Below are 26,153 nucleotides of genomic sequence, written 5' to 3' on the forward strand. Positions count from 1 at the left end.
GAGACGATCTCCTCCGGCGGGGGAGGTGACGACCGCTCAGCAAGGGCGACGCTGTGGCCATGACCAGCATCGACGTCCAAGACCTGACCAAGGAGTACGGCGGCAAGAGGGCCGTGGACCACCTCACCTTCAGCGTGCTCCCCGGCCGCGTCACCGGATTCCTCGGCCCCAACGGCGCCGGAAAGTCCACCACCATGCGGCTCGTCCTGGGCCTGGACCGGCCCTCGTCCGGTACCGCCACGGTCGGCGGCCGCCCCTACGCCACCCTCCACGAGCCGCTGCGCCACGTGGGCGCCCTGCTCGACGCGCAGGCCGCGCACGGATCACGGACCGCCCGCGACCATCTGCGGGCACTCGCCGCGAGCAACCGCATCCCCGAACGCCGCGTGGACGAGGTGCTGGAGGAGGCCGGGCTCGCGTCCGTCGCCCGCCGCCGGGTGAAGACGTACTCCCTGGGCATGCGTCAGCGCCTGGGCATCGCGGCCGCGCTCCTCGGCGACCCGCCCGTGGTGCTGCTCGACGAACCGTCGAACGGACTGGATCCCGAAGGGATCATCTGGATCCGGGAGTTGATGCGTCGGCTGGCCCGTGAGGGCCGCACCGTCCTCGTCTCCAGCCACCTCATGAACGAGACCGCGTCCTTCGCCGACCACCTCGTCGTCCTCGGCCGGGGGCGGCTCCTTGCCGACACGCCCATGCGGGAGTTCATCCACGCGCGCGTGCAGCCCCGCGTCCGGGTGCGCACCACGAACGGTGGTGCGTTGGGCGATCTGTTCGCGCGGCACGGTATCGAGGCAGTGGAGGGCGAGGACGGACTGTGGACCGCCCTCGACGCGCGCGTGGAGGACATCGGGCGCCTCACGTCGGCCGCGGGACTGCAGATCCTCGAACTCGCCGCGGAGGAGGGAACGTTGGAGCAGGCTTACCTGGATCTGACGGCGGCCGAGACCGAGTTCGCCGCCCCGCCGACGCCGACACAGCCTCAGGAGGCCTGACCATGACGTTCGCACCCGTACTCCACGCGGAGTGGATCAAGATCCGTACGCTGCGGTCCCTCGTGTGGGCCCTGCTCGCCGTCCTCCTCGCCACGGCGGCCTTCTCCGCGCTCGCCGGACTCGACGACTCCGGGGACTCCGGGGACTCCGGGGGTGAGGTCTTCGACCCGCTGTTCTCGGCGTTCTTCGGCGTCAGCTTCGGGCAGATCGCGGCGATCACCTTCGGCGCGCAGGCGGTCTCGGCCGAGTTCCAGGGCGGTGCCCTGCGCGTCTCGCTCGCCGCGGTCCCCGACCGTGTGCGCTGGTTCCTGGCCAAAGCGGTGGCCATCGGAGGGCCGGCCCTCGTGGTCGGTCTGGTCACGGGAGGCGTGAGCCTGGCCGTGGGCAAGGCGGCCCTCGGGACCAGGGCGGACGGGCTGTCCTGGGGCGAAGGGCTCCGCGGGGTGGTCGGCTGCGGCGTCTATCTGACGCTCATGGCGCTGCTCGCGGCGGGACTCGCGGCCATCCTGCGCAGCGGAGTCGCCACCTTGAGCATCCTGATCCCGTTCCTCCTGATCGTCTCCTTCGTCATCGGGGGAGCGTCGGGCACCGTGGCCGACTTCGTGCCGGACAAGGCGGGACAGGTGGTTCTCCACGAAACGGGGGACGGCACCCTCGGGCCGTGGTCGGGGCTCGCCGTCACCGCGGCCTGGGCGGCGGCGGCCCTGACGGCCGGCGCCTGGAGCCTGCGACGCCGCGACGCCTGACGGCGGGACCCATGCGCCGCGACATCGACGAGTCAGCGCGGAGCGCAAACCCTGGGGAGTGGCCGGAGGCGGAGCAGTACGAGGCCTTCCTCGTCCTGCTCCGCCTCGATCCCGCAACCGGACAGGCCCTAGCCCTCGGCGGCAGCCGTCCGTAACCGTGCGTACTCCTCGGCCATCGTCGCCGCCGTCCAATGCGCGTTGAGCCCGCTTGGGTTGGGCAGTACCCACACCCGGCTGGCCCCGATCGTCCGTTCCTGCGGGCCGACTTGAGCCTTGCGGTCGCCGAACGCCGCGCGGTACGCGGTCACACCGACCACCGCCAGCCAGCGCGGCCGCCGTCGCTCCACCTTGGCGCTCAGCAGGAGTCCGCCCTCGCGGTACTCCTCGGCGCTGAGCTCGTCGGCCCGGGCGGTCGCGCGCGCCACGACATTCGTGATGCCGAGCCCGTACGAGAGCAACTCGTCCTGTTCCGCGGGCTTCATGAGCCGGGGCGTGAAACCGGAGAGGTGCAGCACCGGCCAGAAGCGGTTGCCGGGGCGGGCGAAGTGGTGGCCCGTCGCGGCCGTCATCAGCCCCGGATTGATGCCACAGAAAAGGACGGTGAGGCCGTCCGCGACGACATCCGGCACCAGCCGGTCGCGGGCGGCCTCAAGGTCCGCGGGAGTGAACCGCGTCAGAGGATCGCCCCCGGCGTGTAGCCCGCGGCCTCCGGGTGCTGCTTCGCGATCTCCTCGATGCGGCCCACGAGGACGGCGACCTGGTCGGCGGCGGCGCCCGTGAAGGACAGCTTGTCGGCCATCAGCTCGTCGAGCTGGGCCCGGTCCAGCGGGATGCGCTCGTCCGCGGCGAGCTTGTCGAGGAGCTCGTTGCGCTCGGCGCCCTGCTCCCGCATGGCGAGGGCGGAGGCGACGGCGTTCTCCTTGATGGCCTCGTGCGCGACCTCGCGGCCGACACCCGCGCGCACCGCGCCCATCAGAACCTTGGTCGTCGCCAGGAACGGCAGATAGCGGTCCAGCTCGCGCGCGACGACGGCCGGGAAGGCGCCGAACTCGTCGAGGACGGTGAGGAACGTCTCCAGCAGACCGTCAAGGGCGAAGAACGCGTCGGGCAGCGCGACCCGGCGGACCACCGAGCACGACACGTCGCCCTCGTTCCACTGGTCGCCCGCCAGCTCGCCGGTCATCGACGCGTAGCCGCGCAGGATGACCATCAGGCCGTTGACGCGCTCGCAGGAGCGGGTGTTCATCTTGTGCGGCATCGCGGACGAGCCGACCTGGCCCGGCTTGAAGCCCTCGGTGACCAGCTCGTGCCCGGCCATCAGCCGGATCGTCTTGGCGATCGAGGACGGGGCGGCCGCCACCTGCACCAGCGCGGTGACGACCTCGTAGTCGAGCGAGCGCGGGTAGACCTGGCCGACGGAGGTGAAGGCCTGGGAGAAGCCCAGATGCTGGGCGATGCGCTGCTCCAGCTCCGCGAGCTTCGCCGCGTCCCCGCCCAGCAGGTCGAGCATGTCCTGCGCCGTGCCGACCGGGCCCTTGATGCCGCGCAGCGGGTAGCGGCCGAGCAGCTCCTCGATCCTGCCGTACGCGACGAGCAGCTCGTCGGCGGCGGTCGCGAAGCGCTTGCCGAGGGTGGTGGCCTGCGCGGCCACGTTGTGCGAGCGGCCGGCCATGACCAGCTCGCCGTACTCGCCCGCGAGCTTGCCCAGGCGCGCCAGGACGGCGACCGTGCGGTCGCGCATCAGCTCCAGGGAGAGCCGGATCTGCAGCTGCTCGACGTTCTCGGTGAGGTCGCGGGACGTCATGCCCTTGTGCACGTGCTCGTGCCCGGCGAGGTCGTTGAACTCCTCGATCCGCGCCTTCACGTCGTGCCGCGTGACCTTCTCGCGCTCGGCGATCGAGGCGAGGTCGACCTGGTCGAGGACGCGCTCGTAGTCGGCGATGGCGGCGTCCGGCACCTCGATCCCGAGGTCCTTCTGGGCCCGCAGCACGGCGAGCCAGAGCTGACGCTCCAGCCTGATCTTCTGTTCGGGGGACCAGAGCGTGGCGAGCTCGGCGGAGGCGTAGCGTCCGGCGAGGACATTGGGGATACGGGGCTTTGCAGGCGCGGCAGTCACGTGTACGGAGTTTACCCGGCGTCCTGAAGGGCTCCGGAACGTCCGTACAGCTCAGAGAGCCGCGGTCACCCTCCGACGTACGGCTCAGAGAGCCGCGGTCATCCTCCGACGTACGGCTCAGAGCGCCGCGGCCGTCCTCCGACCCCTCCCGCGCCCGCGGCGGGAGAGGTCTAAGGACGGATGCCGTCGCAGGCGATCGGCAGATGGCGCGGGCCGCGCAGGACCGCGTTCTGCCGGTACGGCGGCGGGTCCTCCAGCAGCCGGGGACTCTCCAGCCTGCGGGCCAGCTCGCTCAGCGCGAGCTGCGCCTCCAGCCGGGCCAGTGGGGCGCCGAAGCAGCTGTGGATGCCGCTGCCGAAACCCAGGTGCTCGATGTCCCCGCGGTCGGGGTCGAAACGGTCCGGATGCTCGAAGCGGTCGGGGTCGCGGTTGCCCGCCGCCAGCACCAGCCACAGTGACGCGCCCTTGGGGATGGTCACGCCGCGGACCTCGATGTCGGCGACTGTGGTGCGCTGCGGCACCAGCTGCACCGGTGGCTCGAAGCGGAGCAGCTCCTCGACGATGGGGACGGACAGGCTCGGGTCCTTGCGCAGCCGTTCGAGGATGTCGGGGTTCCGCAGCAGGGTCAGCATGCCGTTGGTGATGAGGTTGACCGTCGTCTCATGACCGGCGATCAACAGGAGTGACGCGGTGCTCAGGAGTTCCATCGTCGTCATGGCACCGTCCGGGCCGTGCGCGGTGGCCAGTTCCGACAGCATGTCGTCGCCGGGCTTCTTGCGGCGTTCCTCGATGAGCCCGGCCAGATACATGCCCAGCTCCGTACGGGCGCTCTGCGTGACCTGGGCGCGCTCGGCGGGATCGGTGTCCGGGTCGGGGTCCAGGCCCGCGGCGATGGTGTCCGCCCAGGTGTGGAACCGCGCCTCGTCCTCGCGCGGCACTCCCAGCAGCCGGCAGATCACGGTCACGGGGAAGGGGTAGGAGAACTGGTCGACCAGATCGATCCGTTCCGGCGAGCCGATACCGTCGATGAGCCCGGAGACGATGTCGTCGAGCTCGCCGCGCATGTCGTAGACGCGCCGCGGGGTGTGCGGCGGCCCGAAGGGCCGGTTCGTCATACGCCGCAGCCGGTCGTGCTCGGGAGGGTCCAGCCGCAGGAAGCTCGGCGGCAGGGCCGACTCCCCCTCCGCGTCGGTGAGCGGGTCGGCCGCCGCCGACTTCAGATTGCGGGCTTCGGAGCTGATCCGCGGATCGTGGAGGAGATTCAGGATGTCGTAGTACTTGCTGACGACGTACGGCCCGTCCGGGGCGTGGAACACCGGCGTTTCGCGGAGCTCCTCGTACAGCGGGTACGGATTGGCGCGGTGGGCGTAGTCGATGATCTGCCGCAGGATGGCTTGCGTCATGAGTGCGTCCTCGTGAGCGTCGGATCAGTGCCGGGCAGGGGTGAAGACCAGTCGTCGGTCGGCCGGCGCGTATCCGGTGAGGGTGACGGTCGGACCGTGGGTGGGTACGGACGGGTCGGGAAAGTCCGCGGGCATCGGCTGCTGCCCCTCCACGGGACGGTCCACCGTGGGGGAGGGCGGGGGGAACGGCGCCGTGGTCTCGATCAGCCGCTCGTAGAACGGCAGCCACTTCGCCTGGTCGAACGTGACGGCGCCGATGACGCGCCCCTGATACCCGTATACGGCGGTGAACTTGCGCTCGCGGCGGGAGCCCTGTGCGATGAGGATCTCCGTTCCCATCGACGGCACCCCGACGGACTTGATGTTCACCCGGAACTGGGAGGACCAGAAGGCGGGCACCCAGATGTGCGGGCGGCGGTCCCAGCTCTCGCTCACCATGTTGTGCGCCGCGGTCTCGGCCTGGGAAACGGCGTTGCCCCAGTGCTCCAGGGACAGGAACTGGTAGCCGAACAGGGGATGCGGCGATCGTGCGACATCGCCGGCCACGAAGATGTCGTCGGTCACGATGCCCCGGACGTCGAAGGCCCGGCACCCGGCGTCACAGGCGATGCCCCGAGGCCCCGCACCGAGTCCGGATCCGGCAAGCCATTCGGTGTTGCGCAGGGCGCCGAGGGACACGACCACCACGTCGACCTCGACGGTGTTGCCGTCGGAGAAGTGGGCGGCACGGACGCGTCCCCCGGAGTCGCCCTCCAGGCCCGTCACCATGACGCCGCAGCGCAGGTCGACGCCGTTGTCGCGCTGCAGCTCGGCCGCGACCTCGCCGATGACTCCGCCAAGCGCTCCGACCAGGGGTGCGGAGCCCCGTTCGGCCACGGTGACCGCGAACCCGCGCTCCCGGCAGGCGGAGGCGATCTCCGAGCCGGTGAATCCGGCGCCGATGACGAGCACGCGGCGGGGGTCCTGCGCGAGCGCGTGCTCCAGCGCCTTGGCGTCGTCGCAGGTACGCAGGACGAACACCCCTTCGAGCTCCGCCTCTTCCTCCTTGGGCCAGGGCCTGGCCCGTACACCGGTGGCGATGAGCAGCCGGTCGTACTCCACCTCGTCGCCGTCGGCCAGCCGTACGCGCCGGGCCGCCATGTCGAGGCCGGTGGCCGGGGTCCCGAGGCGCCATCGCGCGTCGAGCGTCCGGCGCTGGGGGAGGAGGGAGCCGTCCGCCGTCGCTTTGCCCAGCAGGACCTGCTTGGACAGCGGGGGCCGGTCGTACGGCTCGTACGGCTCGTCCCCGATCATCGTGAGGGAGCCGGTGAAGCCCTCCGCGCGCAAGGTCTCGGCGGCCTGCAGCCCCGCCAGCGAGGCACCGACGATGACGATGCGTCCTTCGCGCTTGAGCCGGTCCAGGGATCCGTTACCGCTCACCGGCCGCCCTCCCGGTCAGGCCCGGGGGTGTCGTCCCAGGCGTCCATCTCCACCCTGATGGCGTGAACGGGACACGCGGCGACGGCTCGCGCCACTTCCTCGCGCCGCTCCTCGTCCACCTGCGGGTCGTAGAGCAGGGACTCTTCTCCGTGCATGGCGAAAACGTCGGGAGCGAGGAACGCGCACTGCGCGTATCCCTGGCAGCGGTTGAGATCGACGACAAGCCTCACCGAGGATCAGCCTTTCCGTAGCCCCGTCTCGCCCCCTCCTCTTCAGCATGCGCGAGAGGGCGCGGAGCCGCTCGCCGGGAGCCCGATGTGCTGGCCACTCACCTTGTGCCGCTGGAAGGGCGCGGCTCGCGCGGAGCGACGCGGAGCATGTGGATGCTGACGACCAGCGCCCAGGCCGGGAAGACCAGGTCGACCCAGGGCACACTGGACCCCAAGAGGAGCAGGACAAGACCCGCGAGGTACCCGAAGACGGCAAGCGGCCGTGGGAAGACGCGGAGGCGGAGCCCGATGGTCGAGGCCGTGAAGACGAACACGGCTGCCATACGGAGCGCGTACGTCGTCATCAACGTGTACGCGAAGTGGCTGCCGAAGCCCGAGGGCTGAGACTCGTTCAGCACGGCGCCCGCCGCGGCACCGGCGCCGAACATGGTGGCCACGAACACCAGCCCGCTGCCCAGGAATACGGTGGCGACGAATCTGTCCTCGGCGTCGCCGACCTGTGCGCGCAGGGCGCCCATGAACCACAGGAAGAAGATTCCTGCGAACGGGATGATCTCCAGCGCCGTACGCACCGCCCACCGCATGTCGGGATCGACCTTCGCGTCGGCGACACCCCCCGCGGGGAGGGCGATCCGCACCAGCACGATGGCGCACGCCATCAGTACCGCGAACACCGCCCCCGCCAGGCCGGCGGCCCGCGGCGTCCGCAGCCGCTCCTCCTTCGACTCCATGGGCGCTCGCCTTCTTCCCGATGCCTCTCTCGGTCCAGCAAGCAGGCACGGGCGCGCCCGCGCCAGCGGTACCACCCGTGGGAGTGAGTGCTCAGGCGGGCCGAGGGCCCGGGGCGGAGCCGTCCGCGATCTCCGCCAGGATGTCGGCGTGGCACAGTTCGGGCGCGCACCAGCACGCCAGCGTCTTGCCGCGCAGGGCGGGCACCTGGGCGAGGAGCTCGGGGCGTTCGAGGAGATACGCCCGGTACTTCTCCATGACCTCGGCACGCGTGCCATCGCGCTTCTTGGTGGGGGTGTCGGGGGCGAACGGGTTGTAGAGCGGGTGCTGCGGGAGGTCCCAGTGGCCCATGGCCCAGCGGCGGCCGATGTAGACGAGGTCCGCCGGGGCCTTCTCCAGCCGTGGGCCGAAGTCGTGGATGCGGCCCTTGAGGTTGATCACGGTGGTGGACATGCGGCTCCCTTCCGCCGTATGTCTACCGCACCGGCTAGCCCACCGGCCCCTCGTACGGCAGCAGCTCGGGCCGCTTGGCCGGGCGTCCGTCGCCCGACGAGCGGCCCGTCAGCCGCCGGCCGATCCACGGCAGCAGGTGCTGCTTGGCGAAGCGGGCGTCGGCGGTTCGGCGGGCGACCCAGCCGGGCGGCGGCGTGGGGGCCATCGGCGTATGCCAGTCGGCGTCCTCCGGCTCGTAGCCGAGCGTCTGCCATACGGCCTCGGCGACGCGGCGGTGGCCTTCGGCCGTGAGGTGGAGCCGGTCCACGTCCCACAGGCGGGGGTCGGCGAGCGAGGGTGCCCCGTACAGGTCGACCACCAGCGCGCCATGCCGCTCCGCGAGGCCGTCGACGCAGGCGAAGAGCTCCTCCATACGCGGCCGGAAGCGTTCGAGCACCGGGCCGTTGCGGCCCGGGCTGCGCATCAGGACCAGCTGCTTACAGGCCGGTGCCAGCCGCTCCACGGCCTCCTCCAGGAGACCGCGGACGCGTCCCATGTCGACCTTGGGCCGCAGGGTGTCGTTGAGCCCGCCGACGAGCGTGATCACGTCGGGGCGCATCGCGGCCGCCGTGGCCACCTGCTCGTCGACGATCTGCCCGATGAGCTTGCCGCGTACCGCGAGATTGGCGTACCGGAAACCAGGCGTCCGTTCCGCCATCCGTGCCGCGAGGAGATCGGCCCACCCGCGGTACGAGCCGTCGGGCAACAGGTCCGACATGCCCTCGGTGAAGGAGTCGCCGACCGCGACAAGGCTGGTGTATGTGGCATTCATCTGCATGGCGGGAAAGATGGTAACCCGCGCGCATACTCGCCAGTCGGCCGGACGTCCGACGGCGGTCGGGCGGGCCGCCCGGCGCGCGATGCCGACCGGGCGGCAGCCCCCGGGTGCCTCGTGCGGGCTGCCAGGCACCGGGTGCGTCGCTCGCGTGCCCGCCCCCGGACTGCCCGTCCGAAGGCCTCGCCGGGACCGCCCGTACCTGGCGGCACCCGGACCGCCCGTACCCGGCGGCACGCACCCGGACCGCCCGCTCCAAGGCCTCACCCGGGCCGCCTGCCCGAAGGTCGCACGCGGACCGCCTGCCCTAGGCCTGCCGGGCCGCCGGCCCCTAGGCCTGCCCGGGCCGCCTGCCCCCAGGCCTGCCCGGACCGTCCGCCCCCAGGACGGACGCACCGGAACCCCCGCCCCCAGCCGCTCACACCGTCTGACCGAACAACTCCCGCAGCACGTCCTCCATCGTCACCAGCCCCGCGAGCCGTCCGTCGGTGCCCATCACCGCCGCGAGGTGCGTGCGGCTGCGTCGCATCGCGGTGAGTACGTCGTCCATCGGAGTGCTCTCCCGGACGCGTGCGATGGGCCGTATGTCCCCGACCCGGAACGGCACGTCCCGCGGCGTGGCGTCCAGTGCGTCCTTGACGTGCAGATATCCGACGATGCGGCGGCCCTCGTCCACGACGGGGAAGCGGGAGAAGCCGGTCTCGGCGGAGAGCCGTTCCAGCTCCTCCGGAGTGACGCCCACCCGCGCGTAGACGACGCTTTCCAGGGGGAGGACGACGTCGCGCACGGGCCGGCGGCCCAGTTCCAGCGCGTCGTGCAGCCGCTCCCGGGCGCGGTGGTCGATGAGCCCGGCGGCGCTGGAGTCCTTGACCAGCCGGGCCAGTTCGTCATCGGTGAAGGTCGCGGAAACCTCGCCCGTCACATGGACTTTGAGCAGCTTGAGCAGCCCGTTCGCAAAGGCGTTGACCGAGAAGATCACCGGCCGCAGCGCACGCGAGAGCGCCACCAGCGGCGGGCCGAGCAGCAGCGCGGTGCGGACGGGCTCGGCGAGCGCGACGTTCTTCGGCACCATCTCGCCGAGCAGCATGTGCAGATACGTCGCCAGGGTGAGCGCGATGACGAACGAGACGGCGTGGCCCGCGCTCTCCGGAATCCCCGCCGCGTGGAACGCCGGCTCCAGAAGGTGTGCGATCGCGGGCTCGGCCACGATGCCGAGGACCAGCGTGCACAGGGTGATGCCCAGCTGCGCGGCCGCCAGAAGAGCGGACACGTGCTCCAGACCCCACAGCACGCTGTGCGCCCGCCGGTCGCCCTGCTCGGCCCGCGGCTCGACCTGGCTGCGGCGCACCGAGATCAGCGCGAACTCGGCACCCACGAAGAAGGCGTTCACGACCAGCGTCGCCAAGCCGATCAACAGTTGTACGGCGATCATCGCTCCCCCTCCTGGTCGCGCGGCGCGTGCAGCAGCACGCGGGCGGCCCGCCGCCCCGAGGCGTCCACCACGTCGAGCCGCCATCCGACGACCTCGACGGTGTCCCCGACGGCGGGTATGCGGCCGAGCTCGGTCGCCATGAAACCGGCCAGCGTCTCGTACGGTCCGTCGGGCACCCGCAGACCGACGCGCGCGAGGTGGTCGGTGCGGGCCGAACCGTCGGCCGAGTACAGAGCGCGGCCCTCGTCGTCCGTGCCGGCCAGGGCCAGGTCGGGCGTCTCGTGCGGGTCGTGCTCGTCGCGGACCTCGCCGACGACCTCCTCGACGATGTCCTCCAGGGTCGCGACCCCGGCCGTACCGCCGTACTCGTCGATGACCACGGCCATGGTGCGCTTGCCGCCCAGCCGGTCCAGCAGCCGGTCGACGGTCAGGGACTCCGGGACGAGCAGGGGTTCGCGCATGATCTGGGGGACGGGTGTCCGCGCCCGGCGCTCGGCGGGCACGGTCAGCACGTCCTTGATGTGGGCGATGCCGACCACCGAGTCGAGATTGCCGCGATAGACGGGAAAGCGGGAAAGCCCGGTCGCCCGCGTCGCGTTCGCCACGTCCTCGCAGGTCGTCTGGGCGTCCAGCGCGATGACCTGGACGCGCGGGGTCATCACGTTCTCCGCGGTCAGGTCGGCGAGGTTCAGCGTGCGCACGAACAGCTCGGCGGTGTCCGCCTCCAGGGCGCCCTCCTTGGCGGAGTGCCGGGCGAGAGCCACCAGTTCCTGGGGCCCGCGCGCGGAGGCCAGCTCCTCGGCGGGTTCCAGGCCGAAGCGCTGGACGATACGGTTCGCCGTGTTGTTGAGATGCGTGATGAACGGGCGGAACGCGGCGCTGAACCAGCGCTGCGGCGTCGCCACCCGCTTGGCCACCGCGAGCGGCGAGGAGATCGCCCAGTTCTTGGGCACGAGCTCTCCGACGACCATCAGGAAGACCGTCGACAGGCCCGTACCGATGACCAGCGCCACCGAGTGCGATGCGGAGGGCGAGAGGCCGGCCGACTCCAGCGGTCCCGCGATCATCTTGGCGATGGACGGCTCGGCGAGCATGCCGACCACCAGGTTGGTGACGGTGATGCCGAGTTGGGCGCCGGACAGCTGGAAGGTCAGATTCCGTACGGCCTTGAGGGCGCCCGGCGCGCCGCGCTCACCGCGCTCGACGGCTCGCTCCAGCTCGCTGCGCTCGACCGTGGTCAGCGAGAACTCCGCCGCGACGAAGGCGCCACAGGTCAGTGAGAGCAGAACCGCCACCAGGAGGAGGAGCACTTCGGTCATCGGGTCACCTCCGTCCCATGGTCGGCCAGGGGCGGGGGGATCGCGCGGTATCGGGTAGGGGGAGGCTCGCCCATGGGCGGACGCTCACACCTTTCATTGGAGGATCGAGTGATCCTCCAATGGTAAAGGATGGGCAAAGCACCCCTTGGGAGGCTCAGTCACCGAGCGGCTTCACCCAGCGGCGCCGGTGCTCCTCGGGCGCGTACCCGGCGGCCCGCCACGCGTGGTGCGCGGTCTCGTTCCGCTGGAGCACCATCGCGTCCCCGCGCCGTCCCCCGAGCCGTACGAAACGTTCCTCGGCGGCGGCCAGGAGCGCCGAGCCGATGCCGAGCCGCCGCCGCTCGGGGTGCACCGCCAGCCGGTACAGATGGCACCGCCAGCCGTCGAAGCCCGCGATCACCGTGCCGACCAGCTCTCCCTCCCATTCGGCAAGGATCAACGCCTCGGGATCCCGGGCGACCAGCCGCTCCACGCCGGCCCGGTCGTCACTGATGCTCGTGCCCTCGGCGGCCACCTTCCAGAAGGCCAGCACGGTGTCGAGGTCGTCGGGCGACGCGGCCCGTATGCGCAGATCGGTCATGCGCAGATCAGTCCTGTGTTGATCGGTCATGGGGTGATCAGCCATGTCATGATCAGTCGCCGCGCAGAGCCGCGACGACCGGAGCGAACGCCTCCATGTTCGGCTCCAGCACGGTCAGATACGAGAACCCGTACCGTTCCCGCTGCGCCCGCACCTGCTCGACGATCTGCTCCGAGGTCCCCACCAGGACGATCGGAAGATCCAGGACCTGCTGTTCGCTCAGGTGAGGAATGCGGGACAGCCAGGGCTGAATGGCGGCACCGCGGTCCTCGGTGACGTCGACGATCTGGATCAGCACGTTGAGTTCGGCGGGTTCCTTTCGCCCGGCGGCGAACTCCCGGTACAGGGCGACCCGTTCGTCGATTTCGTCGGCCGTGAGCGGCTCCAGCGCACCACCCGTATTGGTGCGCGCGCAGGGGAACGCGACGATGTCCGCGTGCTCGGCGCTGAGTCGCAGCATCCGGTCGCCGTTGGCTCCGATCAGCAGCGGCACGCGAGGCCGCTGCGCGGCCTGTGGCTGATACGCGTCCGAGCCGAGGAGCCGGTCCAACTCCTCGACCGTACGCAGGAGATGGTCGACGCGCTCACGCGGCGAACCCCAGGGGAGCCCGGCGGTCTCGTGTTCCGCCTGTACGTAGCCGGTGCCGAGCCCGAGTTCGAGGCGGCCGCCCGTCAGCGCGTCCGTGGTGGCCACCTCGCGGGCCAGCAGCGCGGGATTCCAGAAGCCCGTGTTGAGCACGAACGTGCCGAGCCGGGGCCGCTCGGTCGCCTCGGCGGCGGCGACCAGGGCGGGGAAGGGGGCGGGCATGCCGAGGTGGTCGGCCACCGTGATCACGTCGTAGCCGAGCTCCTCGGCCCGGCGGCACTTCGCACGCCACTCGTCGGCGGACGCGGGGGTGAGCATGTTGACGCCGAAACGGAAGGGACGTATGGGCTGCGGCATGAACTCTCCTTGTGCGGAGGCGACTTGGCGCGAGCCGATCAACCTGACGCGAGCTGATCAACTTAACGCGAGTCAATCACTCGTGCGCGATCGCCGCCAGCACATTCATGCGGGACGCGCGCAGCGCCGGCAGCAGCGCCGCCACGATGCCCACAACCGCGGAACCGACCACGACCGCGATGATCGTCGCCCATGGGACGGCGAAGGCCTTCATGCCCTGCAGCGCGAGCACTTGCTGCACACAGACGCCCCAGACCATCCCCAGTGCCAGACCGAGGACGGCGCCGAACACGGCGATCACCACCGACTCCAGGCGGATCATCCGGCGCAGCTGGCGCCGGGCGAGCCCGATGGCGCGCAGCAGCCCGATCTCCCGGGTGCGTTCCACGACCGACAGGGCAAGGGTGTTGACGACGCCGAGCACCGCGATGACGATCGCGAGGCCGAGCAGCGCGTACACGAGGTAGAGCAGCACGGCGATCTGATCGTGAATCAGATCCTTGTAGTCGGCCTGGTCGAGGACCTGCACCTGCGGATACGGTTCGAGCGCCTTCTCCAGGTTTGAGCGCAACTGGTCGGCGCTGGTGCCCGGGGCCGCGTTCACGTACAGCACGGAGTCCTGGCCGTTGGGGAGGTACTTCTCGACCGTGCCGAAGCCGAAGAAGAGCCCGCCCCGCATGCCGAAGCCCTCGGCGGCACCCTGGTCGGTGAGCGCCCCCACCGTCAGCTCGGTCTTCCGGCCGGCGGGGAATTCGACGGGGATCGTGCTGCCGACGCGTACCTCGTGCTCCTTGGCGAACTTCGCATCCATGCCGATGCGCCCGTCGCCGAGCGCCGCCGCGCTGTTCCCCTGCGCGTAAGTGACCTGGGCGACGTCGTCGAGCCGCGGATCGTAGGCCGCGGCCGCCGTCTCGATCCGCTCGCCGTCCGGCAGCCGCACCGCGAGCGTCGCCAACCGCAGGCGGACCACGAGCCCGATGCCCTCCGTGCCGCGCACCTCGTCGGTGAGCTCCTGCGAGAACGGTACGAAGTTGCTGTTCTGGATCACGAAGTCGGCGCCCAGCGTCTTGTCGATCTGCTGATCGAAGGACTTGGTCATGGACGCGCTGGCCACGGACATCCCGCCGACCAGCGCGAGGCCCACCATCAGGGCGGCCGCGGTGGCGCCCGTCCGTCGTGGATTGCGCAGCGCGTTGCGCTGGCTCATCCGGCCGACCGAGCCGAACAGCGCGGGGAAGGCGCCGCCCAGGACCCGGATCACCGGCCGCACCAGAAGCGGTCCCGCGATCACCGTCGCGATGAGCGTCAGGACGACCCCAAGCCCCAGCAGGGAGGCGGCCGTCGAGGTCGTCGACGACGCGGCACACCCAGCGAGCGCGGCGACGCCGACCGCGCCGACGATCGCGCCCACCACGGCACGTATCCGCAACGGCCGTCCCACACCGGCGACTTCGGCGTCCGCGAGGGCCGCCATGGGGGAGACGCCGGCCGCGCGCCTGGCCGGGAGATACGCCGCGACGAAGGTGACGCCCACTCCGACGGCGTACGAGGAGACAGGTGTCGCCCAACCGAGCACCATCTCGGTGGACTTGAGGTTCATGCCGAACGCGGTCATGAGCTTGATCAGCCCCAGCGCGAGCCCGATTCCCGCGGCGAGTCCGACCGTCGAACCGACCAGACCGAGCAGTAGTGCCTCGGTGAGCACGGACCGGCGCACCTGGCGTCGGTCGGCGCCGAGGGCACGCAACAGGCCCAGTTCGCGGGTGCGTTGGGCGATGAGCATCGAGAAGGTGTTGACGATGAGGAAGACGCCGACAAGCACGGCGATTCCGGCGAACCCGAGCATCACGTACTTGATGACATCCAGGAATCCGCCGAGTTGGGCGGCCGCCGACTTGGCTTGCTCTTCGGAGGTCTGCAAGTCGTAGGGATTGGCGCCGAGTTCGGTGGTGATGCGCTGCTTGAGCTGAGCGTCACTGACGCCCGGCGCCGCGTCCACCGAGATGCTCGTGGCGGACTCGGCACTGCCGAGCAGCTTGGTCTGCGCGGTCGGGGTGTCGAGGAACACCAGCGCGGCACCGGGGTTGGTGGTGGTGAAGGTGGCGATCCCGACGATCCGCACCGGGAACGAGCCGGGCTGCGCCTGCACCGTCAGGGTGTCACCGATACTGACGTGCTTCTTCTTGGCGGTGTCCGCGTCCAGGAGCGCCTCGCCGCCCCCCTTCGGCTCACGGCCGGAGGTCAGCTCCACCGCACTGCGTTCGGTGACCTCCCAGTTGGTGACGATGGTGGGGGCGCCTGTCGTCGGCCCGACCGACTCGTTCTCACTGTCGACGACCGTGGCGTTCTCCACCGCCGCGTCGACGTGCGTGGCGGCGACACCGTCGACCTTCGCCAGCCGCTCCGCGAGCGAGGCGGGCACGGTCGCGGTGGCCCCGGTCGGGATCTGCGAGTCGAGATCGTTCCTCGGCTGCACGGTCACATCGGCCGAAGTGGAGGCGAAGAGCCGGTCGAACGTGCGGGTCACCGTGTCGGAGAAGATGAGGCTGCCCGCGACGAACGCCACAGACAGCACGACGGCCAGCGCCGAGAGCAGCAGCCGCCCCTTGTGCGCGAGAAAGCTCCGCAGAGTCGCCTTGAGCACGGCCGCCTCAGTCCTTGTCGAGGGTTACGTCGCCGGAGCCGCCGTCGGGAGCCATGGCACCGGAGCCGCTGGAGGCACCGGAGCCCTCGCCGGGAATCGCGCCCCCTGCGCCCGCGCCTCCACCGTCGAACGTCACCCGAATCGTGTCGAACCGCTTCATGCGCTCCAACACCGCCTCCGCCGTGGGCCGTTCCATCTCGTCCACGATCCGCCCGTCCCCGAGGAAGAGCACCAGGTCGGAGTGGGCGGCCGCGCCCGGATCGTGCGTGACCATGACGACGGTCTGACCCAGATCGTCGACCGCCTCGCGCAGGAATCCGAGCACTTCGAGTCCCGCACGGGAGTCGAGGTTGCCGGTCGGCTCGTCCGCGAAGATCAGTTCGGGGCGTGACGCGAGCGCCCGGGCGCAGGCGACGCGCTGCTGCTGACCACCGGACAGCTGCGCGGGCCGGTGCTTGAGCCGGTCGCGCAGCCCGAGCGTGTCTATGACCTGGTCCAGCCACTTCTGATCGGGCCTCTGACCGGCGATGTCCATGGGCAACGTGATGTTCTCGGCCGCGTTCAGGGTCGGGATCAGGTTGAACGACTGGAACATGAAACCGATCCGGTCCCGTCGGAGCCGGGTCAGCTCACGATCCTTCAGCCCGGTGATCTCGGTGTCGCCCAGCCACACTTGTCCGGCCGAAACGGTGTCGAGGCCCGCCAGGCAGTGCATGAGGGTGGACTTGCCGGAGCCCGATGGGCCCATGACCGCAGTGAAGCGGCCGCGCATGATGTCCACGTCGACCGAGTCGAGCGCGAGCACCGTGGTCTCGCCCGAGCCGTACGCCTTCGTCAGGCCGCGGGCGCGGGCGGCTATTCCGTCCGCCTCCGCGCGGCCGACGGCGTGCTCCGCAGCAGGTGTGGACAAGGCCGCCTCCTTGGTCGTGGACGTCCCGACTCCCTTGTCCCGGCAGAGCCTAATGTGATCCGGTGCACACTCGGTATCCTCCCGAAGTACCAGGCCGGATCGACCCTCTTGCGGGTGCTAGCACCCCGGCGCTAGCTTCGAAGCATGGCGAAGACTCAGCTGAACGTACGGGTGGACGAGGGCACGGCCCGCGCGGCACGCGAGCGAGCCCTGGAGCGGGGGATGAGCGTGAACCGTTACATCGAAGAGCTGGTCCGACAGGACACCGGGGAAGTGGGCCACACCTTCGTGGAGGCCGCCGCCGATTTCATGAAGCAGTACGAGTCCGTCTTCGCCGAGGAATTCGGCGCGGACCGAGAAGGCACGCGCGAAGGTCGTCGTTGATCCCTTGAGCAGTCTCAGAGTCGACCTTGCCTGGCTCCTCATGATCGCCGAACAGAAGACGCCCGGAGACCCCCAGGTCACCGACTGGGGAGCACTCGTCGCCGCCGTCAGCCGGCACGAGGCGGAGATATTCGGCATGCCCGTCTACGACAGCCCCCAGGCCCGCGCCGCCGCGCTGCTCCAACTCCTGCTGCATGTACCGGCGCTCGAACGCTCCAACGCGATGTTCGCCTCGGCCGTCGCGTACGCCTATCTCGTCTCCAGTGGACTCAAGGTCATCATCTCTCCCGAGCAGGTGCGCGATCTGGCCCGCCTGGTGAAGAGCGGCGAGGCCACGGTGAACGAGATCGCCCAGGAACTGCGCCGGTGGAGCCTGTGACCACTCAGTGAGGACTACTCAGTCATTCATTGAGCGTTTTTCGTCTTGAAGTTGCTGGTGGCGGGCCGGTGCGATCGCGTTCCCGTGGGCCAGTTGACGGGCAGTCAGGTCGGTGCGGGAAGCAGTGCCCACCCTGGCGTAGCGACCCCGCTGTCGCGGACGCCGTCGTCGCCGACCTGCCTGCGTCCAGCCGGACAAAACGGTAATTGTGTGCGCAGTTATCGCAAAGCCGTCAGTTTCCTTCCGGGCTCTTGACTTATCGCGAGGTTGGGGCAGAAGCTGCGGGTCGGCCATTTAAACCGGTTCAAAAGCCGGCCCGGTGCCCCTCCCACGGCACCCCGCCTCCGCTCCCGGTCCTGGCGCCGTGCTCGGTGCCCGGATCGCACGGTCGCGAGGTGTCAGGCCTGTACGGCCGTCCGGGAGGCCCGTGGACGGCTCCCGTCGGAAGAAAGCGGTACGCGCATGCCCCGTCGTCCCACCATCGCGGATGTGGCGAAGCTGGCCGGGGTCTCCCGCGCGACCGTTTCCTTCGTCCTCAACAACCGTCCCGGCGTGGCGTCGGCCACACAGCAGCGCGTCCGGTCCGCGGCCAGGGAACTGGGGTGGACGCCGAGCTCCAGCGCCCGGGCTCTGTCCACGGGCCGGGCCCGCGCCGTCGGACTGGTCCTGGCCCGCGAACCCGAGCTCATCGGCACCGACCCGTTCTATCCCGCGTTCATGGCGGGAATCGAGACGGTCATATCCGAGACCGGCGACGGTCTGATGCTGCAGATGAGCCGTCCCGGAAGCGAAGTGGACACCTATCGCAGGCTCGCGGCTGACCGGCGCGTGGACGGCGTGTTCCTCACCGACCTGCGCGCCGACGACATCCGTCCGGCGCTGGTCGCCGAACTGGGCCTGCCGGCCGTGGCCGTGGGGGCGCCGGGGGCCGGCGCCGGCCTGCCGACTGTCAACCTCGACGACCGTCCCGCCGTCGGCGAGGCCGTACGGCACCTGGTCGCCATGGGACACCGCGACATCGCCTACGTGGCCGGTCCCGACGAGTTCGTGCACGCCCGGCGCCGCCGCCAGGCCTGGACGGACGCACTCGCCGAAGCCGGCCTGCCCGAGGGAACGTTACTGCCGGGCGGCTTCACCGCCGAGGGCGGAGCACGGGCCACCCGGATGCTGCTCGAACGGCCCACGCCGCCGACGGCCATCGTCTATGGCAACGACCTGTCGGCCACGGCCGGCATGGCGGTCGCCCAGGACGCCGGACTGCGGCTGCCCGACGACCTGTCGGTGGTCGGCTTCGACGACGTCCCGCTCGCCTCCTTCACCAGCCCTCCGCTGACCACCTGCCGTGCGAACCCGGTCTCCTGGGGCCGGGCGTCCGCCCAGGCACTGGTGGAGCTGATCGAGACGGGCACCACCGCCGACGTGGAGCTGGAGCCGGCCGCCCTGGTGGTGCGCGGCTCCACCGGCCCTGTGCCGGTCCGCGGAGACAGCTGACCCCGCGGCGCGCCGGTGCGTCTCCGCCCCCGGGACGGGGCGGGGCAGCCACGCACCGGCCGTGCCGTACCACAAACCCAGCTAGAAGGGAAACCTCCAATGAAGAAGGCCCTCCTCGCCATGCTGCCGGCAGCGGCTGTGGCATTGACCGCGTGCGGCAGTGGTACCGGATCGGACTCCGGTAGCGCCGCTGATGACGCCCGTGGCCCGATCACGATCTGGTACTCCAACAACGCGCAGGAAGTTGCGTGGGGCAAGGAGATGGTGGCGGACTGGAACGCCTCCCATCCCAAGGAGAAGGTGAGCGCGCAGGAGATCCCCGCGGGCAAGAGCTCCGAGGAGGTCATCGGTGCGGCGATCACTGCAGGTAACGCGCCGTGCCTGGTCCTGAACACCGCTCCGGCGGCCGTGCCCGGGTTCCAGAAGCAGGGCGGCCTGGTTGCGCTCGACGAGTTCCCCGACGGCAAGAAGTATCTGCAGGAGCGCGTCGGCGGCAGGCTCTCCCAGTACGCGTCGCCGGACGGCAAGTACTACCAGATGCCGTGGAAGAGCAACCCGGTGATGATCTTCTACAACAAGGAGCTGTTCAAGAAGGCCGGGCTGGACGCGGAGCACCCCAAGCTGTCCAGTTACCAGGACTTCCTGCAGACGTCGCGCAAGCTGGTCGGCAGCAAGGCCGCCAAGGCTGCGATCTGGCCGGCTCCGACGTCGGAGTTCTACCAGTCCTGGTTCGACTACTACCCGATGTTCACGGCGCAGACCGGCAGGCAGCTGGTCGAGGACGGCAAGGCCCAGTTCGCCTCGCCCGAGGGCATCAAGGCCGCCCAGTTGTGGAAGACCATGTATGCCGACGGCCTGGCGCCGAAGGAGAGTTTCAACGGCGACGCCTTCGGTGAGGGCAAGTCCGCGATGGCCACCGTGGGTCCGTGGGCGGTCTCTGTCTACGGCGACAAGGTCGAGTGGGGTGCCGTGCCGGTGCCGACTGCCGACGGTGCGGCCGGCAAGGGCACCTTCAGCGACGAGAAGTCCATCGGCATGTACGCCTCCTGCAAGAACCGCGGGACGGCCTGGGACGTCATGAAGTTCGCCACCGGCAAGGAGCAGGACGGCAAGCTGCTGGAGGCGACCGGGCAGATGCCGATGCGCACCGGCCTGACGTCCGCCTACCCGTCCTACTTCGCTTCGCACAAGGACTATGAGGTGTTCGCGCAGCAGGCCGAGCACACCATCGAGGCGCCGAACGTGCCGAACTCGGTCGAGGTATGGCAGACGTTCCGCGACGCCTACACCAAGGCCGTGATCTTCGGTAAGGGTGACCTTGCTGCCACCTTGAAGGACGCCGCCGGCAAGGTGGACAAGCTCGCGGAAGGCCAGTGAGCAGCCGCCATGTCCTCCACCACCTCTGGCACTCACCGGCTCCGGCGTGCCGCCGGGGCCGCGCGTAGGGCGCTGGGTCCCCGGCAGCCGTGGCGGTTGCGGCTCGGCGGGCACCAGCCGGTCGGGATGCTGTTCGTCTCGCCGTACCTGCTCTACCTGGCGGCGATCTTCGTGTATCCGCTCGGCTTCGCCGTGTGGATGTCCTTCCACGACTACTTTTTCGCCGCTCCCGGTGTACAGGTCGACCGGCCCTTCGTGGGGCTGGACAACTACACGACGGTGCTCACCGACCCGGACGTGTGGCGTTCCTTCGTCAACATCGCCGTCTTCCTGGTCATCAACGTGCCGCTGACGGTGGTGGCCTCACTGGTCCTGGCCAGTGCGCTGAACAAGAAGCTGCGGTTTCGGTCCTTCTTCCGGACGGCGTACTACATCCCCTACATCACGGCGAGTGTCGCGGTCGTGGGTGTGTGGCTGTTCCTGTTCAACACCAACGGTCTGGTGAACCAGGCTCTTGGGCCGCTGGCTCCGGACCCCTCGTGGCTGGTGAACTCCCATCTGGCGATGCCGGTCGTGGCGGTCTTCGTGGCCTGGAAGCAGCTGGGCTTCTTCGTGGTGCTGTATCTGACGGCGCTGCAGAACGTGCCCAACGAGCTGTATGAGTCGGCGGCCCTCGACGGTGCCGGCCGGTTCCGGACGTTCCGGTCGATCACCGTGCCCACGGTGCGCCCCGCGACGCTGCTGGTCCTGATCCTGGCCACGATCACCGGCGCCAACCTGTTCACCGAGCCCTATCTGCTCACCAGCGGCGGCGGGCCCGACGGGGCGACGACCTCGCCGGTCCTGCTGATGTACCAGCGGGGTCTCCAGCAGGGGCATCCCGATGAGGCGGCCGCCATCGGCGTGATCCTCGTGGTGCTGATCACCGCGCTCTCGCTCATCTACCGCCGCTTCTTGGAGAGGGACTGAGATGACCACCGACGTCACACCCTCATCCGCCAAAAAGCGCCGGCACGCGGCTCACGCCGCGCGATCCGCGTCCGGGCCACTCTGGTCGAAGATCGCGCTGCTCATCGGGGCGTTCGCCTTCCTCTTCCCCTTCTACTACATGATCATCGGCTCCTTGCAGAAGGAGCCCGACTCCAGCCCGGCCGGGGCGTTCCCGAACCCGGGGAATTTGAGCCTGGACAACTACGCGGCGATCAACTCGGCGATCTCGCTGGGGCGTTCGCTTATCAACTCCGGCATCTTCACCGGCGGCGTGATCGTCTGCACCACCGTGTTCGGACTCCTCGCGGGCTACGCGCTGGCGCGTCTGCAGTTCCGGGGCCGCGGCTCGACCTTCGCCCTGGTGCTCCTGGTCCAGACCGTGCCCTTCCAGCTGCTGATGATCCCGCTGTATGTGCTGATCGTCCGCGACTACGGTCTCGCCGACTCCTACCTCGGCATGATCCTGCCCTTCGCGATCAACACCACCGCCGTCTTCATCTTCCGGCAGTTCTTCCTGCAACTGCCGGCCGCGATGTTCGAGGCGGCCCGCATGGACGGCGCCGGCGAACTGCAGATCCTGTTCCGCATCGCGATACCGCTGTGCAAGCCGGCCCTGCTGTCGGTGGTGCTGCTCAGCTTCACCGGGCCGTGGAACGAGTTCCTCTGGCCGTTCCTTGTCACCAAGCAGCAGGACATGCAGCCGCTGGCCGTCTCTTTGGCCAACTACATCAGCACCGTCGCCTCCGCCGCCGCCAACCCGTTCGGCGCCATCCTCGCCGGGGCCTGCGTGCTCGCCGCACCCGCGGTCGCCCTCTACATCGTCTTCCAGAGCCGCTTCACCTCCTCCGACATCGACTCGGCAACGAAGGGCTGAACCCCTGTGTCCCACAGCACCACCACCCCCATCCCCTACCGCCTGACCCGGGTCGGCGTCGTGATGTCCCCGCTGCCCGGCGCGGCCCACGAGGTCGAGGGCGTACTCAACCCGGCCTCCGGCCGCACCCCCGACGGCAGGCTCCACCTGCTGCCGCGACTGGTCGCGCAGGGCAACGTCTCCCGCGTCGGGCTCGCCGAAGTCACCCTGGAGGACGGCGTGCCCACCGGCGTCGAGCGGCGCGGCGTGGTCCTCGCCCCGGACGCCGGCTGGGAACGCGGCAAGAACAACGCCGGCGTGGAGGACCCCCGCACCACCTGGATCGAGGACCTGGGCCGGTACGTCATGTCCTACGTGGCCTACGGGCCGCTCGGCCCCAAGCCCGCCCTCGCCGTCTCAAAGGACCTGGTCAACTGGGAGCGCCTCGGCCCGGTCCAGTTCGCCTACCAGCCCGACCTGGACACCGACCTCAACCTCTTCCCGAACAAGGACGTCGTGCACTTCCCCGAGCCCGTGCCGGGCCCGGACGGCGCGCTGTACTACGCCATGCTGCACCGCCCGATGTGGGACCTGGGCTGGTTCCGGCCCGGCGAGGGCGTGCACCTGCCCGCCAGCGTGAGCGACGAACGCCCCGGCATCTGGATCTCCTACGTGCCCGTCGACGAGGTCAAGCACGACATCCGCGCACTGACCCGGCCGCGCCACCACCGCCTGGTCGCACTCTCCGAGTACCCCTGGGAGGAGCTCAAGATCGGCGCCGGTCCGGCTCCCGTCCGGGTCGACGAGGGCTGGCTGCTCATCCACCACGGTGTCTCCGGCGCCATCGAGGACCCCTTCGCGCAGGTGCAGACCGTCAACTACGCGGCCGGCGCGATGATCCTCGACCCCGCCGACCCGGCCCGCGTCATCGCCCGCACCGCCGAACCGCTCATGGCCCCGGAAACCGCAGAAGAGCGCTCCGGCACCGTGCCCAACGTGGTCTTCCCGACCGCCATCGAGGAGATCGACGGCGTGCGCTACGTCTTCTACGGCATGGCCGACGCACACATCGGCGTGGCCCGCCTGGACCGGTCCGAGTGACTCCCGGCCCCACCGGGCACGCCGTCGCGCTGGTCGGCTGCGGTGCCTTCGGCACGTTCGTCCTGGACGCGATACGCGACATCCCCTCACTGCGGGTCGTCGCGTGCGCCGACGCCGACCGGCGACGGGCGGAGACGCTCGCCGGCCGGTACGGCGCGGCCGTCCACGCGAGCGTGGAGGACGTGGCCGCGCTCCCGGATGTCGACGTGGTCGTGCTGGCCACCCCGCCGGCCGCCCACGCGGACGCCGCGGTGGCCGCCCTGCGCGCCGGCAAGCACGTCTTCTGCGAGAAGCCCATGGCGCTCACCGTCGAGGACGCCGCGCGCGTCGCGGAGGAGGCCGACCGCGCGCCGGGCGTGTTCGTCGTCGACCACGTGCTGCGCTACAACCCGATCCTGCGGCTGCTCCAGCGGCTCGGGCAGGAGAACCTGCTGGACCCGCTGCGGCGGTTCGCCTTCGAGAACGACGCCTCGGACGAGGACCTGGGCCCAGACCACTGGTTCTGGGACCCGGCCCACAGCGGCGGCATCCACATCGAACACGGCGTGCACTTCTTCGACGCCGCCAACACCCTGACGGGCAGCAACCCCCTGCAGGTGCAGGGCACCGCGGTGCGGCGGGACGGCGGCCCGGTGGACATCGTGGTGGCCACCGCCACCCACCCCGGCGGCGCCGTGGCCACCCACACCCACTCCTTCACCCACGCCCACCGCGCCGAGCGCCAGATGATGCGGCTCGACTACGGCTTCGCCGAAGCCCGGGTCACCGGCTGGATCCCGACGCACGCGACGGTCACCGCGTGGACCGACGACGCGGGCGCGGCCGGCTGGGAGGCGCTGCCCGCACGGACCGCCGAACTGCTCGCGGTTCCCGGACTGCGCCCGCACGGCCAGGAGCACATCACAGTGTCCGTGGCACGCCACGCCGGCTCGGACCGTCCTGCCTCCGGCCGGGGGATCACGCGCAGCGTCCCGCACCGGGTCGACTGCGTCGTCGACCTGGGCGGCGAGAATTGCAAACCGCATGTGTACGCCGAGAGCGTGCGGGCGGCCATGACCGACCTCCTGCACTGCGCGGCACACGGCGGCACCCCGCAGGCCGACGCCCGCACCGGGCTGGCCGCCGTCGCGGTGGCGGAGGCGGCCACCCGGTCCGCGCAGAGCGGCCGGACCGTCGCCCTCACCACCACCGTCCCCGCCGGAGGCGTCCGATGACGGCGGTCCCGGTGCCCGGAGCCGTCGGTCCCGCCCGGTGGTGGAGAGAGGCCGTCTGCTACGAGATCCATCCGCGTGCCTTCGCCGACGGCGACGGTAACGGCACCGGGGACCTGCCCGGAGCCACCGCCCGCCTGGACCACCTGGCGCACCTGGGCGTCGACGCGGTGTGGATCACCCCCTTCTATCCCTCGCCACTGGCGGACGGCGGCTACGACATCGCCGACCACACCGGTGTCGCGGCCGACCTGGGTACGCCCGCCGACTTCGACGCCCTGGTGGCGAAGTCGCACGCGCTCGGCATCAAGGTCCTGGTGGACGTGGTTCCCAACCACACCTCGCACCGGCACCCGTGGTTCCTCGAGGCGGTCGCCGCCGGGCCCGGCTCCCGGGCCAGACAGCGCTACATCTTCCGGGAGGGCCGCGGAGAGAAGGGCGAGCTGCCGCCCAACGACTGGCAGTCCGCGTTCGGCGGCCCCGCCTGGACCAGGATCGACGAGGCGGACGGCCGCCTCGGCCAGTGGTACCTGCACCTGCACGCGCCGGAGCAGCCCGACCTCGACTGGCGCCACGCCGAGGTGGTCGCCGAGTTCGAGCGGATCCTCAGGCACTGGCTGGACCGCGGTGTCGACGGTTTCCGCATCGACGTCGCCCACACCCTGTTCAAGGCCGAGGGCCTGCCCGATGCCGGCCCCGGCCAGCACCAGGACGTGCACCGCAACCACCTGATGCCCTACTACGACCAGGAGGAACTGCACCCGCTGTTCCGCGACTGGCGGGCCCTGCTGGACCGGCACCCCGCCCCCGCGGGGGCGGTGGCCCCGCACGAGCGCGTGATGGTGGCCGAAGCGGGCATATTCGACCGTGAGCGGCTGGCCCGCTATGTCGCCCCGGGAGAGATGCAGCAGACCTTCAACTTCGCCTTCCTGGAATGCCCGTGGGACGGACCGGCGATGCGGGAGGTGGTCGAGCAGTCGGCGCGCGGCATGCAGGCGGTGGGCGCTCCCGTCACCTGGGTGCTCTCCAGCCACGACGCGATCCGTCCGGTCAGCCGGTACGGGGGCGGCCGGCTAGGTGAACGGCGCGCCCGGGCAGCGGCGCTGCTGATGCTGGCCCTGCCCGGCGCGGCCTACGTCTACCAGGGCGAGGAACTGGGCCTGCCGCAGGCCCACATCCCCGACGACCGCATCCGGGACCCCCTGTGGGAACGCTCCGAGCACCGGCAACGGGGACGCGACGGCTGCCGGGTGCCACTGCCCTGGGCGGGGAGCGCCCCTCCATACGGCTTCAGCGACGCCGCCGCCGAGGACTGCTGGTTCCCGCAGCCCGCCGACTGGGCGGAGCTCTCCGTCGCGGCACAGCGGGACGACGAGCGGTCCATCCTCGCTCTGTACCGGGCGGCGCTGCGCCTGCGGCGCGCCCACCCGGCCCCGGACACCGTGCTGCGGCTCCAGGGCCCCGCGAACGGCGAGTGGTTCTCCTTCGAGCGATCGGCCGGGCTGCGATGCCTGGTCAACTTCGGAGCGCGGCCGGTCCCGCTGGACGACCGTGCCGAGGTACTGCTGTCCAGCGCACCGCTCGACGGCCGCGACGTCCCCCAGGACACCGCCGTCTGGATGACCTAAACGCTC

At 70.6% G+C, this 26,153-nt stretch carries 25 protein-coding genes; 11 read left to right on the top strand and 14 right to left on the bottom strand.

The window, feature by feature from the left end:
• Window positions 1-59 precede the first annotated feature (59 nt).
• Together C4B68_RS35150 and C4B68_RS35155 are read left to right on the top strand one after the other, a co-directional pair.
• On the top strand, window positions 60-995 hold the full coding sequence (locus tag C4B68_RS35150) for an ABC transporter ATP-binding protein (protein WP_099506402.1): 936 nt from the start codon (window positions 60-62) through the stop codon (window positions 993-995).
• Window positions 996-997: 2 nt separating this feature from the next.
• Window positions 998-1,741 (top strand): ABC transporter permease, encoded by a 744-nt coding sequence (locus C4B68_RS35155; RefSeq protein ID WP_099506401.1) that lies wholly within the window; start codon window positions 998-1,000, stop codon window positions 1,739-1,741.
• A 128-nt stretch (window positions 1,742-1,869) separates the two neighbouring features.
• Here the strand turns inward: C4B68_RS35155 and mug are convergent, their stop codons facing one another.
• From mug to C4B68_RS35225, 14 genes are all read right to left on the bottom strand, one after another.
• Window positions 1,870-2,370, bottom strand: a complete 501-nt coding sequence (gene mug, locus C4B68_RS35160; protein ID WP_240634571.1) for a G/U mismatch-specific DNA glycosylase — start codon at window positions 2,368-2,370, stop codon at window positions 1,870-1,872.
• 44 nt (window positions 2,371-2,414) lie between these two features.
• Entirely contained in the window at window positions 2,415-3,857 is a 1,443-nt protein-coding gene (gene purB / locus C4B68_RS35165) for an adenylosuccinate lyase (protein WP_099506399.1), read from the bottom strand.
• Between the two features lie 170 nt (window positions 3,858-4,027).
• Complete coding sequence (locus tag C4B68_RS35170) at window positions 4,028-5,260, bottom strand: cytochrome P450 (protein WP_099506398.1); 1,233 nt, start codon at window positions 5,258-5,260, stop codon at window positions 4,028-4,030.
• A 24-nt stretch (window positions 5,261-5,284) separates the two neighbouring features.
• On the bottom strand, window positions 5,285-6,679 hold the full coding sequence (locus C4B68_RS35175) for an NAD(P)/FAD-dependent oxidoreductase (protein ID WP_099506397.1): 1,395 nt from the start codon (window positions 6,677-6,679) through the stop codon (window positions 5,285-5,287).
• Window positions 6,676-6,909, bottom strand: a complete 234-nt coding sequence (locus C4B68_RS35180) for a ferredoxin (RefSeq protein ID WP_099506396.1) — start codon at window positions 6,907-6,909, stop codon at window positions 6,676-6,678. Before C4B68_RS35180 ends, C4B68_RS35175 begins: the two co-directional genes overlap by 4 nt.
• A 98-nt stretch (window positions 6,910-7,007) precedes the next feature.
• Window positions 7,008-7,640 (bottom strand): hypothetical protein, encoded by a 633-nt coding sequence (locus C4B68_RS35185; RefSeq protein ID WP_099506395.1) that lies wholly within the window; start codon window positions 7,638-7,640, stop codon window positions 7,008-7,010.
• A 91-nt stretch (window positions 7,641-7,731) separates the two neighbouring features.
• Window positions 7,732-8,091: a DUF4326 domain-containing protein gene (locus C4B68_RS35190; protein ID WP_099506394.1), complete on the bottom strand. Its 360-nt coding sequence runs from the start codon at window positions 8,089-8,091 to the stop codon at window positions 7,732-7,734.
• A gap of 34 nt (window positions 8,092-8,125) precedes the next feature.
• Complete coding sequence (locus C4B68_RS35195) at window positions 8,126-8,908, bottom strand: SGNH/GDSL hydrolase family protein (protein ID WP_099506393.1); 783 nt, start codon at window positions 8,906-8,908, stop codon at window positions 8,126-8,128.
• Between the two features lie 415 nt (window positions 8,909-9,323).
• Window positions 9,324-10,337, bottom strand: coding sequence for a hemolysin family protein (locus tag C4B68_RS35200; RefSeq protein WP_099506392.1), 1,014 nt, complete (start codon window positions 10,335-10,337; stop codon window positions 9,324-9,326).
• The gene (locus tag C4B68_RS35205; protein WP_099506391.1) at window positions 10,334-11,656 is read right to left on the bottom strand and encodes a hemolysin family protein; all 1,323 of its coding nucleotides are present in this window, start codon (window positions 11,654-11,656) and stop codon (window positions 10,334-10,336) included. The genes C4B68_RS35200 and C4B68_RS35205 overlap by 4 nt, the downstream gene beginning before the upstream one ends.
• A gap of 154 nt (window positions 11,657-11,810) precedes the next feature.
• Window positions 11,811-12,236, bottom strand: coding sequence for a GNAT family N-acetyltransferase (locus C4B68_RS35210; protein ID WP_099506390.1), 426 nt, complete (start codon window positions 12,234-12,236; stop codon window positions 11,811-11,813).
• Window positions 12,237-12,288: 52 nt separating this feature from the next.
• Window positions 12,289-13,179 carry an LLM class F420-dependent oxidoreductase gene (locus C4B68_RS35215; RefSeq protein WP_099506389.1) on the bottom strand — a complete coding sequence of 297 codons (891 nt, stop codon included), beginning with the start codon at window positions 13,177-13,179 and terminating at the stop codon, window positions 12,289-12,291.
• 76 nt (window positions 13,180-13,255) lie between these two features.
• Complete coding sequence (locus C4B68_RS35220; protein ID WP_099506388.1) at window positions 13,256-15,823, bottom strand: FtsX-like permease family protein; 2,568 nt, start codon at window positions 15,821-15,823, stop codon at window positions 13,256-13,258.
• 7 nt (window positions 15,824-15,830) lie between these two features.
• Entirely contained in the window at window positions 15,831-16,733 is a 903-nt protein-coding gene (locus tag C4B68_RS35225) for an ABC transporter ATP-binding protein (protein ID WP_099506387.1), read from the bottom strand.
• 144 nt (window positions 16,734-16,877) lie between these two features.
• On the opposite strand from C4B68_RS35225, the gene C4B68_RS35230 reads away from it, so the two are divergent.
• From C4B68_RS35230 to C4B68_RS35270, 9 genes are all read left to right on the top strand, one after another.
• Window positions 16,878-17,117, top strand: coding sequence for a toxin-antitoxin system antitoxin component (locus C4B68_RS35230; protein WP_028800409.1), 240 nt, complete (start codon window positions 16,878-16,880; stop codon window positions 17,115-17,117).
• Between the two features lie 4 nt (window positions 17,118-17,121).
• Window positions 17,122-17,496, top strand: coding sequence for a fic family toxin-antitoxin system, toxin component (locus C4B68_RS35235; RefSeq protein ID WP_099506386.1), 375 nt, complete (start codon window positions 17,122-17,124; stop codon window positions 17,494-17,496).
• Window positions 17,497-17,958: 462 nt separating this feature from the next.
• The gene (locus C4B68_RS35240) at window positions 17,959-18,987 is read left to right on the top strand and encodes a LacI family DNA-binding transcriptional regulator (RefSeq protein ID WP_099506385.1); all 1,029 of its coding nucleotides are present in this window, start codon (window positions 17,959-17,961) and stop codon (window positions 18,985-18,987) included.
• A gap of 99 nt (window positions 18,988-19,086) precedes the next feature.
• Window positions 19,087-20,364, top strand: a complete 1,278-nt coding sequence (locus C4B68_RS35245) for an extracellular solute-binding protein (RefSeq protein WP_104880030.1) — start codon at window positions 19,087-19,089, stop codon at window positions 20,362-20,364.
• A gap of 9 nt (window positions 20,365-20,373) precedes the next feature.
• Window positions 20,374-21,333 (top strand): carbohydrate ABC transporter permease, encoded by a 960-nt coding sequence (locus tag C4B68_RS35250; RefSeq protein WP_099506805.1) that lies wholly within the window; start codon window positions 20,374-20,376, stop codon window positions 21,331-21,333.
• Between the two features lies 1 nt (window position 21,334).
• Complete coding sequence (locus tag C4B68_RS35255) at window positions 21,335-22,228, top strand: carbohydrate ABC transporter permease (RefSeq protein WP_240634572.1); 894 nt, start codon at window positions 21,335-21,337, stop codon at window positions 22,226-22,228.
• 6 nt (window positions 22,229-22,234) lie between these two features.
• Entirely contained in the window at window positions 22,235-23,308 is a 1,074-nt protein-coding gene (locus C4B68_RS35260) for a glycoside hydrolase family 130 protein (protein ID WP_099506804.1), read from the top strand.
• The gene (locus C4B68_RS35265) at window positions 23,305-24,522 is read left to right on the top strand and encodes a Gfo/Idh/MocA family oxidoreductase (protein WP_104880031.1); all 1,218 of its coding nucleotides are present in this window, start codon (window positions 23,305-23,307) and stop codon (window positions 24,520-24,522) included. The genes C4B68_RS35260 and C4B68_RS35265 overlap by 4 nt, the downstream gene beginning before the upstream one ends.
• A complete protein-coding gene (locus tag C4B68_RS35270; RefSeq protein WP_099505777.1) occupies window positions 24,519-26,147 on the top strand; it encodes a glycoside hydrolase family 13 protein in 1,629 nt (542 codons plus the stop codon). Before C4B68_RS35265 ends, C4B68_RS35270 begins: the two co-directional genes overlap by 4 nt.
• The last annotated feature ends 6 nt before the right edge of the window (window positions 26,148-26,153 follow it).

It is taken from the genome of Streptomyces dengpaensis (assembly GCF_002946835.1).
GTDB lineage: Bacteria > Actinomycetota > Actinomycetes > Streptomycetales > Streptomycetaceae > Streptomyces > Streptomyces dengpaensis.

Excerpts from the sequence above, each read along its gene's own strand:
- C4B68_RS35195 (WP_099506393.1), bottom strand. The coding sequence starts at position 8,908 with ATGCAGATGAATGCCACATACACCAGCCTTGTCGCGGTCGGCGACTCC.
- C4B68_RS35255 (WP_240634572.1), top strand. The coding sequence starts at position 21,335 with ATGACCACCGACGTCACACCCTCATCCGCCAAAAAGCGCCGGCACGCG.
- C4B68_RS35155 (WP_099506401.1), top strand. The coding sequence starts at position 998 with ATGACGTTCGCACCCGTACTCCACGCGGAGTGGATCAAGATCCGTACG.
- C4B68_RS35170 (WP_099506398.1), bottom strand. The coding sequence starts at position 5,260 with ATGACGCAAGCCATCCTGCGGCAGATCATCGACTACGCCCACCGCGCC.
- C4B68_RS35200 (WP_099506392.1), bottom strand. The coding sequence starts at position 10,337 with ATGATCGCCGTACAACTGTTGATCGGCTTGGCGACGCTGGTCGTGAAC.
- C4B68_RS35150 (WP_099506402.1), top strand. The coding sequence starts at position 60 with ATGACCAGCATCGACGTCCAAGACCTGACCAAGGAGTACGGCGGCAAG.
- C4B68_RS35270 (WP_099505777.1), top strand. The coding sequence starts at position 24,519 with ATGACGGCGGTCCCGGTGCCCGGAGCCGTCGGTCCCGCCCGGTGGTGG.
- C4B68_RS35215 (WP_099506389.1), bottom strand. The coding sequence starts at position 13,179 with ATGCCGCAGCCCATACGTCCCTTCCGTTTCGGCGTCAACATGCTCACC.
- C4B68_RS35185 (WP_099506395.1), bottom strand. The coding sequence starts at position 7,640 with ATGGAGTCGAAGGAGGAGCGGCTGCGGACGCCGCGGGCCGCCGGCCTG.
- C4B68_RS35240 (WP_099506385.1), top strand. The coding sequence starts at position 17,959 with ATGCCCCGTCGTCCCACCATCGCGGATGTGGCGAAGCTGGCCGGGGTC.
- C4B68_RS35245 (WP_104880030.1), top strand. The coding sequence starts at position 19,087 with ATGAAGAAGGCCCTCCTCGCCATGCTGCCGGCAGCGGCTGTGGCATTG.
- C4B68_RS35210 (WP_099506390.1), bottom strand. The coding sequence starts at position 12,236 with ATGACCGATCTGCGCATACGGGCCGCGTCGCCCGACGACCTCGACACC.
- C4B68_RS35250 (WP_099506805.1), top strand. The coding sequence starts at position 20,374 with ATGTCCTCCACCACCTCTGGCACTCACCGGCTCCGGCGTGCCGCCGGG.
- C4B68_RS35190 (WP_099506394.1), bottom strand. The coding sequence starts at position 8,091 with ATGTCCACCACCGTGATCAACCTCAAGGGCCGCATCCACGACTTCGGC.
- C4B68_RS35205 (WP_099506391.1), bottom strand. The coding sequence starts at position 11,656 with ATGACCGAAGTGCTCCTCCTCCTGGTGGCGGTTCTGCTCTCACTGACC.
- C4B68_RS35230 (WP_028800409.1), top strand. The coding sequence starts at position 16,878 with ATGGCGAAGACTCAGCTGAACGTACGGGTGGACGAGGGCACGGCCCGC.